We start from the raw sequence: 12,636 nt of genomic DNA, 5'->3' as shown, positions 1-12,636 counted from the left end.
GATCATTCCCCATCTAATCTCTATTTGATAATGATAATCGAATAGGGGGAGGTGGGAGAGAAACGAGCGACGCTCGTTTCTCTCCCACCCTTTTTATGATTATCATTATTGTATTGTTTTCTGAATAGGTATACTACACAATAATTGTTAAAGGTCAGGATGCTTTAAGGCTGACAAGATAATATTTTTAACCTCTAATTTCTTTTGATTTGCGTTCTCTCCTATCGCTTTTAGTCTAAACTCCAGTTTCTACAAATGCATATTTAATTTCTGAGGTTTAGTAAAGTTGCTACTCGTGAAGCGGCGATCGCTTAACTTTTTATCAAGCAAGTTTTGTAACAAAAAGGCTCAAGCATTCCTGCCTGAGCCACAATTAAATTCAATTTATAGATTAGCTTCAAGAGCTATATCTCTGAATTTTAGTAACGATTGCCGAAGCTATTGTTTCCCCGATTACCACCAAAGGAACCTCTGTCTTCTCTGGGTTTAGCCTTGTTCACTTTAAGGTCACGTCCCATCCACTCAGCACCATCAAGAGCATCAATGGCAGCTGTTTCTTCAGCATCTGTGCCCATTTCTACAAAACCAAAGCCACGCACACGACCTGTGTCACGGTCGGTAGGTAGCTGAACCCGCTTTACAGAACCATATTCTGCAAACACAGCATTCAAACCTTCTTCTGTAACTTCGTAAGAAAGATTGCCTACATAAACTGACATAAATTTTCTCCCAAATCATAGATGTGTAGAGTTTTAGATTTCGGAGAAAAGTCTGTGAATACCAAAAGGAAAAAGCCTGTCAATAATAAAAACAAACGCGGTCGCCGAATTAATTCTCACCTTTTATTATGACATAGCAGCTAAATATTTAGTCAGACTTTATAAAACTGTGATGAAAAGTAATGTAAGCAACTGATCGCTAAGTAAGTGGACTTAATTAAACGTAAATGATACTTTTCCAATCTCCTAATTTGCTCATGTGTGCAAGTTGTGGTAAAACCTTGTGATAAAGTAGTGGTACCTGATTACAACTAGCTATTAATTGACTGCTTTTCTCGGCTATGATGAAAAGTTAAGCGATCGCAGCAAAAACGTTATAAAATCCTTGGAGTCGCAGCAACCCAAAAAGGGAAGTGTACAAAGCTTTAGCAACTCCTTTTCTGCGATGTTCAGCATTGACGTACACGGATGATTCTACAGACCATTGGTAAGCGGCACGAGTCCGATAGGGAGTAGCATAGCCATATAATTTTACACACTAGCCAAGGCATTTGCTGTTGATAATTCTGGATACGGCCCTCAAATTCCGTTTTGCTGGGAGGCTCTATCTCAAAGTAAATTGGAGTTTCCCGCCCAATCGGCGCATAAATTGCCAGCCTTTTTAAGGCATCATTTTCATTAGCTAGTCTGATTGCAGCTTTCACAGCAGATCCTTTTTGAGCTAAAAATTAATCATACAAACTCAACATACTCAACAATGGTTCCATCAGGATGCATTGCTCGCATATTGACTCCAGTGGGAACTTTATTAGGTTCTGCCAGAATTACTGCACCCTGCTGAATAAGTGCTTCTTTAAAATCATTGAGTGAGTCAACAAGAAATGTTGCATGTGTACTCTTGAATGAAGAGAGTGCTTCTGTCGAACCAGCAATTAAAAGAATAGAACCCACACCTGCGAGTTCCAACTCAGCCTCAGAATATTGAAACCATAACCAACATTTTTCTGTAAAGAGATTTTCATAGAAAGCGATCGCCTCATCTAAATCTATCGGACTCAGATAGACTCTAGTTAGTACTTTAAGAATTTGCATTGCAAACGTCTGTTAGGCAGCTAGTAGATTTTATTGTGCTTGCTCGGCAATTATAGTTGACTAAATTGATCAAGAAATAGCCTATCTTCAACTTGAAAAAGGTTTTCAACTCTCTGTTCACCTAGCTCTTGATAACGTTGGTCGCTGTTAATCAAAATATATTTCCTTTTTACTCCTTTAGCCCCACATCAGTCATCTGTATAGCGATCACCAATATATATACATGATTAAGCATCAGTACCTAGCTTGAGGAGTGTGTCACAGAAAATAGCAGAATGAAGCTTTCTTATGCCAACTTAAGAATCACTAAACAACAAGAAGTTGCAGATAAATTTTATAAAATTAAATTGATCCCGAAATAAATTCAAATTCAGAAAATTGTTTGGCAAGGCAAAGTGAATAATTCGTAATTCCTAATTCAAAAATTACGAATGATGAGTTTACGATACGATGGAACTAACCTAGCTTGCGTGCAATCTCTGCAAGCTGATGTTGCCGATTAAACAGAGCTAGAAAAGTTAGAATCACAACACCTATTGTAGCGATCGCAGTTCCCGATGTTTGAGTAAAAATAATCAGAATTTGATAGCGTACAGCGTCAGTCGGGTTCGCTCCTGCCAAAATTTGACCAGTCATCATCCCCGGTAGACTGACTAAACCCATCACCATCATAGAGTTAATAGTGGGAATCATCCCCGTCCTCAGAGCTTCTTTGACTGACTGATGTGCTGCTTCCCAACGGGTGGCTCCTAAAGCCAATAATGCCTCTATTTGCTCTCTTCTAGTGGTCAAATCCTCCAAAAAGCGGTCTAAAGCCAGGGATGTACCCGTGAGAGCATTACCTAAAACCATCCCTAACATGGGAATTTGATACTGTGGGTCGTACCAAGGCTCAACGCGAATTATGCCATTAACTGTTAACCCCGTCACTAAAAATGAAGCACTTAACAAGGAAACAAAATTGCTCCAGTAGATCCCTATAAATCGTCTGCGGGTTCGGTTGACACTAGAAAAACCTGCAATTGTGGCCATGGCAAGAGCCACAAGTAGCACCAATACTGGGTTACGCAAAGTAAATACCCACTGCAATACGTATCCCACCAGCAATAATTGCACTACCATTCGCATCGATGCTACCAAAAGACTTTGGGCTAGTCCCAAACGCAAGGCAAAGGAAAGTCCGATATTAATAACAACAAACAAAGTCGCCAAAGCGAGTTGTCCATAGCTAATAGAGATATAATTAGTTACCATTATTTCTCCCATTTAAAGTAATTTGGCGGGTTGTTAATCTCTGCAACTGATCAGGGTCATGACTTGTCCAAAGATATGCTCGTTCTGGGTCATCATGAAGCCAAGCTGCAATCAAAGCTTCTAAACTATTGGCAGTTGACCCATCTAAAGAAGCAGTGGGTTCATCAAGTAGCAGTACTCTTGGCGACAGTTGCAAGGCTCGTAAAAAGGCTACAATTTGACCTTCACCGCCAGAAATAGCACTAACTGGACGCTGCAAAAAATCAGCATCTCGATGCAGAAGATGCAAATATTCTAGAATTAGTTGACGGTTATAAACTTTATGGCGGTGAGTTGTCAAACGATACACTTGCTTTAGGTTTTCTTCGACAGTTCCTTCCCAAAGGGCTGGTCGTTGATGCAAGTAAATAATTTGAGAACGGTAATGGGGTAGAAAGTGGGAATTGATTGATTTTCCCCCAAAAATAATTTGCCCAGATTGTGCCGTATCAAGACCAGCTAATACACGCAGCAGCAAGCTTTTACCTGAACCCGAAACACCTAAAACTGCAACTCGTTCACCTGAATATAATTCAAAATTTAAATCTTGCCACAACCAACGATTTTGGATTTGCCGCCCTAAATTTTTTACTGACAAAATTGGGCTATCAAAAGCTGGTGTTTTTATATTCTTATGGCTCTCATCCAATTTATTTTTCATAGCTATCTGCTTGTTTATCAGCTTAAAGTTGAAGCATCAAACACCAGTATTTCATTTTGTGGTTATTTTTAAAACATTTATTTAGCTCAATTTTATCCATTTTTATGAAACGCGAAACCTGATACTAAAACTTTATGGGGCGATGGGATTACTTTTTAGTTCTCACCTTAAATTCGTGATATTGAAAAAATGTTTACCCGCAATTATGTGCATCGACTCACACCGGATGGTTAAATTGTGGTTCAATACTATAGTCTAAGGTAAAAGCAAACTATAAAAGTATTCACCCCCGATCAAGTCTAAAAGTTATTATGCATTTTCTAGATTCAATAAATAAAATTTCAAGTAAATTTAATATTTTAGATTTTAGTCTTAAGCAGTTAAGTTTGCTAATTAGATTTGGCAGCTTTTTATTTCTAGGAACTAGTGTTGGTGTAGCACAAGTCAAAACAGCACCTAAGCCAGGATTCACACTGCAACTATTACATACTTCTGACCAAGAAGCAGGTGTTCCTGCGCTGAAGGATGTACCAAACTTTTCTGCGGTGTTGAATGCACTCAAAAATCAGGATGCAAATTGTGACAGAAAGCCTGATTATCCTAATACCTTAATCCTTTCATCTGGAGATGCTTATATTCCTAGTCCATTCTTATTTGCCAGTCACACAGCTTTTGGTGGACAGGGAAGAGGAGATATCTTAATTTTAAATGCTCTTGGATTTGGTGCGATCGCATTTGGCAATCACGAATTTGACTTAGGAACGGGTCTTGTTGCTGACTTAATTCGACCTAAAGAAGATTACCCAGGCACAAAATTCCCCTATCTCAGCACGAATCTAGACTTCAGCACTGATAAAGACCTAGCAAAATTAGTTACTACTGATGGTCAAGAGGCAAGTAAAATTCCTAATAAGATTGCCCGTAGCACCATTATTACTCTCAATGGTGAAAAAATTGCTGTAGTTGGGGCGACAACTCCCACACTGCGGACTATTTCCTCTCCCGGTGGTGTAACTGTGTTGCCTAAAGAATTTAATGAGCGTGATGCCGCAGACATCGCCGCCTTAGCTGCTGAAATTCAAACTTCTGTTGATAAACTGCTGACAAAAAACCCAGAGATTAATAAAGTTATTCTGTTGGCGCATATGCAGCAAATTGCGATTGAGCAAAAGCTAGCAGAATTACTCAAGGGAGTAGATATTATTGTTGCTGGTGGTTCCAATACCTTACTAGCCGATAAAACAGACCGTCTCCGAGTGGGTGATAAATCTGCTGGAACTTACCCAATCCTCAAAAAAGCAGCAGATGGTAATCCGATAGCCGTAGTTAATACTGATGGTAACTATCGCTATCTCGGTCGTCTAGTAGTTAACTTTGATGCCAATGGAGTGATTATTCCGTTTAGTATTGACCCCAAAATTAGCGGTGCTTATGCTACTGATTCCCAAGGAGTAGGAGCTGTAGGTGGGAAACCCGACCCCAAAATTGTCGCCATTACAGAGGCACTTAAAAAAGTTATTATTGCGCAAGATGGTCAGATTTTCGGTAAAACCAACGTTTTCCTCAATGGCTGGCGAGGTGATGTTCGCACACAAGAAACCAATTTAGGGAATTTGACAGCTGAAGCTGATTTAGCGATCGCCAAGCGATATGATCCGAAAACTGTCATTTCGATCAAAAATGGTGGTGGCATCCGTGACAATATTGGTATCTATACCTTTCCCGCAGGTTCGACTCGCTCACAGGATGTTATCAAACTGCCACCTCAAGCAAATCCTGTGGCAGGTAAGAAAGCAAAAGAAATTTCCCAACTTGATATCACCAATGCGCTACGATTCAACAATGGCTTGACTTTACTTACTCTGAGTGCAACAGAACTACTAGCAGTCATTGAACACAGTGTAGCAGCTATAGCGCCCGGTGCTACCCCTGGTAGTTTTCCCCAAGTAGCGGGATTAACCTTTAGCTTTGACCCGGACTTGCCAGCAGGTAAGCGTGTCAAATCCCTTGCTATCAAAGATGGGAAAGGCAAAATTATTGATGTCGTGGTTAAAAATGCAGAGTTAGTGGGTGACCCTAATCGGGTCTTCCGCACTGTTACCCTAAACTTCCTCGCAACTGGTGGTGATGGCTATCCTTTTCCCAAAAGAGAAGGGGTTGATTTGACATCAAAAGATGCTGATAAGAGCAAACGCACAGGTTTAGCCACCTTTGCTGCTGATGGTTCAGAGCAAGATGCATTAGCAGAATATCTGGCTGCTAACTTTAAGCAAATTCCATTTGCTCAAAGGGATGTGCCACCCACCGAAGATACTCGCATTCAAAATCTCAAATTGCGTAAAGATGTGGTGTTATCAGATTCATTTGAATGATTGCCGGCTAGCAATCAAGTATTTTTAGTTTGCTATTATTCTGTGTAATCAGTCTATTGATGAGGTAAATTCTATGGCAATGGTTTTAGATCAAGTAGTTCCTTTTGGGAGGTCAATGGATGAATATATAAAAATATTCAATTTAACAAATGCAGATTTAAATAAAAGAATTATTGGAATTGGGGATGGACCGGCAAGCTTTAATGCAGAAATGACACGTCAGGGTAAAAGTGTAGTTTCTGTTGATCCACTCTACCAATTTGCCGGTGATGAAATATTGCAAAGATTTAATGAAGTTGTAGATAACATCATTAACCAAGTCAAGGTTACATCAAATGATTGGGTATGGAGCTATCATAAATCTCCAGAGGATTTGCGAAACAATCGAGTGAAAGTTATTCAAGAATTTCTGTCTGATTATGAAACTGGCATAAACACCAACAGATACAGAACTGGGAAATTGCCAAAATTGGCATTTAAAAATCAAGAATTTGATATAGCCCTTTGTTCACATTTATTGTTTTTATATTCAGACCATCTCGATTACAATTTTCATCTATATTCTGTAGGTGAGATGCTGCGTATTGCTAAAGAAATCCGAATATTTCCCCTGATAACTTTAATGTGGAAACATTCACAACACTTAGATGAAGTAGTTAAATATTACACTTCAAAGGGTTATAAAGTAGATATTGAAAAGGTTGAATACGAACTACAGCCTGGTGGAAATAAAATGTTGAAGATAACCAGAGATGTTAATTTAATTCGTAATTCGTAATTCGTAATTCGTAATTCGTAATTCTTGGAGTTGTGCCCTCTACCGTAAAGTATCTTGCGAATGAATTGATTGGCTAAAATAATCATTTTCTCTAGCTAGACAACATCGCCTTGGCATTTGCAATAAAGACTCAATGACTTGTAGTCATCCTGCATACCACTGACTTGCTCTTTCATGAGAAGTAACTTGAGAGAGAAGTAACTTGAGACAACTGCAAAAATGCACTGTCTGCTTCTGCTTCATCTGGATCTTATTTAATCCACATTCCTAAGTATGCTCCCCACGGCGGTGGTTAGCAGCTTGCAGTAACAGAGATTCTGCAAAAGCGATCGCATCACTTGCAGATTTACCACCAGCTAACTGCGCTAGTTCTTCCCGACGAGTGGTTAAATTATCCAAGGTAGTAACTCTGACAACGGTACGCTCTTCGGCGTTGTCATTGTTGCTTTTTTTACCTTTGCCTTGATTGATAGTCTGCTTATCTACGCGGAAATGGCGATCAGCCATTGCCGCAACTAAAGGCTGGTGGGTAACACATAATACTTGGTTACGTTGACTTAGCTGGTGTAATTTTTCCGCGATCGCTTGGGCGACTCTTCCCGAAACGCCGACATCAATTTCATCAAATACCATTGTTCCAGCCACATCAACCTGAGAAAAACAAGCTTTCAGCGCGAGTAAAAACCGACTCATTTCCCCACCAGAGGCAATTTCCGTTAAAGGTTGCAGTGGTTCTCCGGGGTTGGAACTAAACATAAAGGTAATTTTATCTGCTCCCATAGCAGTTGGGGAAGCTGGTAATATTTCAACCAAAAATTTCACCTTTTCCATCGCTAGGGGCTTGAGTTCAGCTATCAAACGTGATTCTAAATTAGCAGCCGCCTTACTCCGCAGTTGAGTTAACTGATTACTTTCTTGGGTGAGTTTTTCAAAACATACCTTTTCTTGCTGTTCTAACTTTTCGATAGATTGTTCACTGTCGTTAAGTTGGGCTAATTCCCCTTGGATACGTTGGTAATAAGCGATCGCTTCTGTAAGTGTCGGGCCGTACTTACGGCAAATTTGCTTTAATTCCCGAATGCGTTCTTCCACCTCTTCTAACCGCTGTGGATCGGCTTCTAAACCATCCCCATATGCATTAATCTGCCTTCCCACTTCCATTACCGCAGCTTGCGCGTCCCGCACCAATTCTAGTAGGGGTTGCAGTTGGGTATCATATTCCACCATGTCATTTAATGTAATCTCACTATCTCCCAATAAATCTGCTGCGGCGGGAGTTTCATTATCGTTTTGATACAAAGCCTGATAAACTTTGTAACTCATTTGTTGTAAATCGACGACATGATTTAGGCGTTCCCGTTCTTGTCCCAACTGTTCCAATTCATTAGGTTCGCTGAGATTGGCTGCTCCCAATTCTTGAACTTGATAAGTAAGTAAGTCAAGTTGTTGCAACCTTTCCCGTTCTGATGTCCGGCGTTTTTCTAGTGCTAGATGCGCCTGTTGGTAAGCACTGAAGCTCGTGGCCACCTTATGACGCTGCTGCATTAGAGAGTCACCGCCATACAAATCTAACCAGTCGCGGACTTGGGCAGATTGTCCCACTTGCACCGTTTGACCTTGGGCTGTGATTTCCACCAAGCGATCGCGCATTCCTCCCATAATCTGCCGATTTACCAACACGCCATTTACCCGCGATCGACTACGAATATTACTAGCAGTGGCTGTGATTTCTCGGCTAATCACTACAGAATTTTCATCAAGCAAATCTATTTCTTGCTCGGTCAACCAAGCCGCTAAGGGGGCATTTGAGGTGAAAGTAGCTTCTACCATCGCCCGACTTGTTCCCGTGCGAATAACTCGACTAGAGACTTTACCGCCCAAAGCCGCATCAATGGCATCCAAGATAATCGATTTTCCAGCGCCGGTTTCACCTGTCAACACATTTAGTCCCGCGCCAAATTCCAATTCCAGTTGGTCAATTAGGGCAAAGTTTTCAATTCGTAGGCAAAGCAACATCAAGCCAAATTCTCCATGAGGGCAGATGCCGGATACTTCTAACTTACAAGACAATAAGTATGATCTTTCAGCAACTAGCAATACCTACTACTATTGAACTAGTATGCCCGTTTAAGTGTAACAAACCACTGGGTACTGGCGACTGGGTAGTGGAAAATATTTTTTTATCCTAATGCCCAATGCTTAATGGCCCATGCTCAATCCTTCAACATATTGTTACAATACTTAATGTGATCGTTCTGACTGGTGGCCTTCTTCATGATTGTTAAGACACTTCCCCCTAGTTCCCGACCAATTCAGGAGGACAATCGCAACGGCACAAATAGCCGAGGCGAACTGGACGTTATTGATGTACTGCCAGAAGATGGTACACCAAGCTTAGTTGTGCGCTCGCCAAGACTCTTAGCCGCCCAACAGGTGAGACCAACAGCCGAACCTGAGACGCTTTACGATCCGGTGAGCATAGCGGCGCATTACCAAAACAGACCCCTGCAAGTTATACGGCGGATTTTCGCCGTGTTGGGGCCGACTTTATCCTTTGCTTTTGGGTTGTGGTCGGATAGTAAACGGGGAATCGTCGTCAAAAATGACCGCCGCCGAGCCACTCAGTTAAGAGTATTGCTTACCCAGTTGGGGCCTGCTTACATCAAAATTGGACAAGCTTTGTCCACTAGACCGGATCTAGTTCCTCCCGTATACCTAGAAGAATTAACTAAGCTACAAGACCAATTACCGCCTTTTCCCAACGAACTTGCTTACCAGTTTATCAAAGAAGAACTAGGCGCACCTCCAGAAGAGGTTTACGCCGAACTCTCGGCCCAGCCAATTGCTGCGGCTTCCTTGGGGCAAGTCTATAAAGGTAAGCTAAAAACTGGTGAAGAAGTCGCTGTTAAAGTCCAACGCCCCGACTTACGAGAGCGGATCACCATTGATTTGTATATCTTGCGTAACCTCGCTGCTTGGGTGCAGAAAAAGGTCAAACGGGTAAGAAGTGACTTAGTTGGTATTCTCGATGAATTAGGCGATCGCATCTTTGAAGAGATGGACTACATCCACGAGGGCGAAAATGCCGAACGATTTTTCGAGTTATATGGTCATATTCAAGACGTATATGTACCGAAAATTTACTGGGAATACACCAATCGTCGCGTCTTGACGATGGAGTGGATTAACGGCACCAAATTAACCCAGACAGAAGAAATTAGCGCTCAAGGCATAAATGCTCGTTACCTAATTGAAGTGGGTGTGCAGTGTTCTCTGCGCCAGTTGCTAGAACATGGATTTTTCCACGCCGATCCCCACCCTGGTAATTTGTTAGCAACACCAGATGGAAAATTAGCTTATCTCGACTTTGGGATGATGAGCGAGATTAAGCCACCTCAGCGTTATGGATTGATTGAAGCGATCGTCCACGTCGTTAACCGCGACTTTGAAGGTTTAGCAAAAGACTACGTTAAGTTAGATTTCTTATCACCAGAAACTGATTTAACACCAATTATCCCAGCTTTTGCCAGAGTCTTTGCTGATGCCCAAGGAGCCAGTGTTGCCGAACTTAACATTAAAAGCATCACCGATGAACTATCGGCTTTGATGTATGAGTATCCTTTTCGTGTACCCCCATATTACGCCTTAATTATTCGCTCCCTAGTGACGCTCGAAGGTATTGCAATATATATAGATCCCAACTTTAAAGTTCTTAGTGAAGCTTATCCCTACGTTTCCAAACGCCTGTTAACAGACCCAGCACCGCAATTAAGAGCATCATTACAAGATTTGCTCTTTAAAGATGGCAGATTTCGCTGGAATCGCTTAGAAAACTTGTTAAAAAATGCGCGTAACAGTCAAGACTACGACTTCAACTTAGTGCTGAATCAGGGGATAGAATTTCTATCATCTGAACGCGGTGCTTTTATTCGTGACAAGCTAGTAGATGAATCTGTTAACGGACTCGATGCTTTAGGTAAAAATGTTTTGCATAACTTCACCTATTTGTTGCGGGAACGCGTTGGGTTAACAGCAGTTAATGAAACTCCGGCGGCGACAGTAGAGCAACAACAAACCTTAGAGCATATCAAACGTATATTAGGTATTCTCCGAGAAACACGAGGCTTTGACCCAGTGCAACTTGCGCCCCAAATTTCCCAGTTATTGGTAAATTCAGATGTACAACGTTTGGGTCAACAAATTGCCACCCGCTTCACACAAAAAGCTGTAGCCAGGTTAATTAGGCAATTATTGGCATCGTAGTGAAATTTATGAGTTAAAGAAAGTTTTTAACTCATAAATCATTCAATCTAGCAACTATATAAATAACCCAACTCTCCCAGCTTTTCTAAAACCTTAGTTGCACTTTCAGCAACGCTTTCTTGATTAGTTTTACATTCGACTTCAGCACAGAGTGGGATTTCATAAGGATCATCGAGACCAGTGAAGTGCTTAATCTTCCCGGCTCTTGCTTTTTTATATAACCCTTTTACGTCTCGCTGTTCACAAACTTCTAATGATGCATTGACATAAACTTCAATGAAATGCGGAATATTTTGGCGCACTTCTTCCCGAATTTCGCGGTACGGTGAAATGGCAGAAACTAGTACAATTACATTATTTCTGGCAAGAAGGTGAGCCACAAAGCCAATACGCCGAATATTCTCTTCTCGATCCTCTTTACTGAAACCCAACCCTTTGCATAGGTTTTGACGTACTGCATCACCATCGAGAACTTCAACTCTGGATCCCTGCATCCGTAATTTATTTTCTACGAATTGACAGATAGTAGTTTTACCTGCACCACTCAGACCAGTTAACCATACTGTCACACCAGACTCTAGTTGTCTCATCTTACCTCCGTCGTACACTTCAAATGGCACACAAAAAAAAGCTTTTTTGGGTACTTTCGGGTCAAATAGCAATTTTATTTTTATAATCCTTTTTTAGCAGTAATTTTAGGCGTTGCTTGGCGGCTTGTGTCAGCTTTGCTACTTTCATCTCTACTGGTTTCGAGCGAAGTAATAGCATTTACACGTATTTAGTTTAAATATTTAATACAGAGACTGGCGATATTGACGATGGGCTACGCCTACGCATTTTCTCAAACCTAACGACTACTCTCATGGCTATACAAAGAAAACCTGCTGACCCAGGTTACAAATTATTAAAGTTTTAACCAAATTTTATATTCAGTATATATACAGGTTTTTTTTAACTAAATAGTCTTTATTATAACAATAGTTATACAAAATAAGACTTACTACTAGGACGTTATAAAAAAACTAAGCTCAAAATGTCTGCAAAGTTTACACAGTGAAGCTTTATGACGATGTGACCTGTTATCTGGGGCAATTCCTTTGGGTTCTGTTTCTGATACAGGTTTGTTTATTGGCAATGATTGCCTGCCTAGTGGTCTGTCCCATTAATTTTGCGGGGTTGGATAAATCTTTGACAGCTTAACTCTGGCATCTTCTGTACGAAAACGCCAATCTACACGAACTTGATTAATATTGCGATCGCACTCCCAAGCCGAGACCTGTTTTTCTAAAGTTTCAATATTCGGAATTCTTCGTTGGAGACATTGACGGACAAGTACAGATAGCTCTGATTCAACCATATTTAACCAACTCCCATGTTTAGGTGTATAGTGAATTTCTAATTTTGTGGCAATCCGTCTGGCCTCGGCTGGTTCAAAAACTTCATACAATGCACCGATTG

General features: G+C 40.9%; 11 protein-coding genes. 3 read left to right on the top strand and 8 right to left on the bottom strand.

The window, feature by feature from the left end; translation table 11 throughout:
* Positions 1-419: 419 nt before the first annotated feature.
* From F8R90_RS15030 to F8R90_RS15010, 5 genes are all read right to left on the bottom strand, one after another.
* Entirely contained in the window at positions 420-719 is a 300-nt protein-coding gene (locus F8R90_RS15030) for an RNA recognition motif domain-containing protein (RefSeq protein ID WP_190892031.1), read from the bottom strand.
* A 352-nt stretch (positions 720-1,071) separates the two neighbouring features.
* The gene (locus F8R90_RS32915; protein WP_331000658.1) at positions 1,072-1,185 is read right to left on the bottom strand and encodes a GNAT family N-acetyltransferase; all 114 of its coding nucleotides are present in this window, start codon (positions 1,183-1,185) and stop codon (positions 1,072-1,074) included.
* Between the two features lie 266 nt (positions 1,186-1,451).
* On the bottom strand, positions 1,452-1,811 hold the full coding sequence (locus tag F8R90_RS15020) for a VOC family protein (RefSeq protein WP_190892030.1): 360 nt from the start codon (positions 1,809-1,811) through the stop codon (positions 1,452-1,454).
* Between the two features lie 456 nt (positions 1,812-2,267).
* Positions 2,268-3,065: an ABC transporter permease gene (locus F8R90_RS15015; protein ID WP_190892029.1), complete on the bottom strand. Its 798-nt coding sequence runs from the start codon at positions 3,063-3,065 to the stop codon at positions 2,268-2,270.
* Entirely contained in the window at positions 3,055-3,765 is a 711-nt protein-coding gene (locus tag F8R90_RS15010; RefSeq protein WP_196511398.1) for an ABC transporter ATP-binding protein, read from the bottom strand. Before F8R90_RS15010 ends, F8R90_RS15015 begins: the two co-directional genes overlap by 11 nt.
* 386 nt (positions 3,766-4,151) lie before the next feature.
* Here F8R90_RS15010 and F8R90_RS15005 point away from each other — a divergent pair, with 386 nt between their 5' ends.
* Positions 4,152-6,137 carry a bifunctional metallophosphatase/5'-nucleotidase gene (locus F8R90_RS15005; protein WP_230966330.1) on the top strand — a complete coding sequence of 662 codons (1,986 nt, stop codon included), beginning with the start codon at positions 4,152-4,154 and terminating at the stop codon, positions 6,135-6,137.
* Positions 6,138-6,210: 73 nt separating this feature from the next.
* Complete coding sequence (locus tag F8R90_RS15000; RefSeq protein WP_196511396.1) at positions 6,211-6,915, top strand: SAM-dependent methyltransferase; 705 nt, start codon at positions 6,211-6,213, stop codon at positions 6,913-6,915.
* Between the two features lie 267 nt (positions 6,916-7,182).
* On the opposite strand, the gene recN is transcribed toward F8R90_RS15000, so the two are convergent.
* Positions 7,183-8,931, bottom strand: coding sequence for a DNA repair protein RecN (gene recN, locus F8R90_RS14995; RefSeq protein WP_196511399.1), 1,749 nt, complete (start codon positions 8,929-8,931; stop codon positions 7,183-7,185).
* Between the two features lie 258 nt (positions 8,932-9,189).
* On the opposite strand from recN, the gene F8R90_RS14990 reads away from it, so the two are divergent.
* Complete coding sequence (locus F8R90_RS14990) at positions 9,190-11,178, top strand: ABC1 kinase family protein (protein ID WP_196511395.1); 1,989 nt, start codon at positions 9,190-9,192, stop codon at positions 11,176-11,178.
* A 47-nt stretch (positions 11,179-11,225) separates the two neighbouring features.
* Here F8R90_RS14990 and cysC read toward each other — a convergent pair whose 3' ends face one another.
* The gene (gene cysC / locus F8R90_RS14985) at positions 11,226-11,768 is read right to left on the bottom strand and encodes an adenylyl-sulfate kinase (protein WP_196511394.1); all 543 of its coding nucleotides are present in this window, start codon (positions 11,766-11,768) and stop codon (positions 11,226-11,228) included.
* A gap of 572 nt (positions 11,769-12,340) precedes the next feature.
* On the bottom strand, positions 12,341-12,636 hold a 296-nt coding region (locus tag F8R90_RS14980; RefSeq protein ID WP_196511393.1), incomplete at its 5' end, for a transposase.

Source organism: Nostoc sp. NZL, assembly GCF_015714705.1.
GTDB classification, from domain to species: Bacteria; Cyanobacteriota; Cyanobacteriia; order Cyanobacteriales; family Nostocaceae; genus Nostoc; species Nostoc foliaceum_A.
Note: the sequence above shows the minus strand (reverse complement) of the source record. Positions and strands in the feature narration are given on the sequence as shown.

What these genes read in the sequence shown, in the direction of transcription:
- cysC (WP_196511394.1), bottom strand. Translation starts at nt 11,768, where the DNA reads ATGAGACAACTAGAGTCTGGTGTGACAGTATGGTTAACTGGTCTGAGT.
- F8R90_RS15020 (WP_190892030.1), bottom strand. Translation starts at nt 1,811, where the DNA reads ATGCAAATTCTTAAAGTACTAACTAGAGTCTATCTGAGTCCGATAGAT.
- F8R90_RS14990 (WP_196511395.1), top strand. Translation starts at nt 9,190, where the DNA reads ATGATTGTTAAGACACTTCCCCCTAGTTCCCGACCAATTCAGGAGGAC.
- F8R90_RS15000 (WP_196511396.1), top strand. Translation starts at nt 6,211, where the DNA reads ATGGCAATGGTTTTAGATCAAGTAGTTCCTTTTGGGAGGTCAATGGAT.
- recN (WP_196511399.1), bottom strand. Translation starts at nt 8,931, where the DNA reads ATGTTGCTTTGCCTACGAATTGAAAACTTTGCCCTAATTGACCAACTG.
- F8R90_RS15010 (WP_196511398.1), bottom strand. Translation starts at nt 3,765, where the DNA reads ATGAAAAATAAATTGGATGAGAGCCATAAGAATATAAAAACACCAGCT.
- F8R90_RS15030 (WP_190892031.1), bottom strand. Translation starts at nt 719, where the DNA reads ATGTCAGTTTATGTAGGCAATCTTTCTTACGAAGTTACAGAAGAAGGT.
- F8R90_RS15015 (WP_190892029.1), bottom strand. Translation starts at nt 3,065, where the DNA reads ATGGTAACTAATTATATCTCTATTAGCTATGGACAACTCGCTTTGGCG.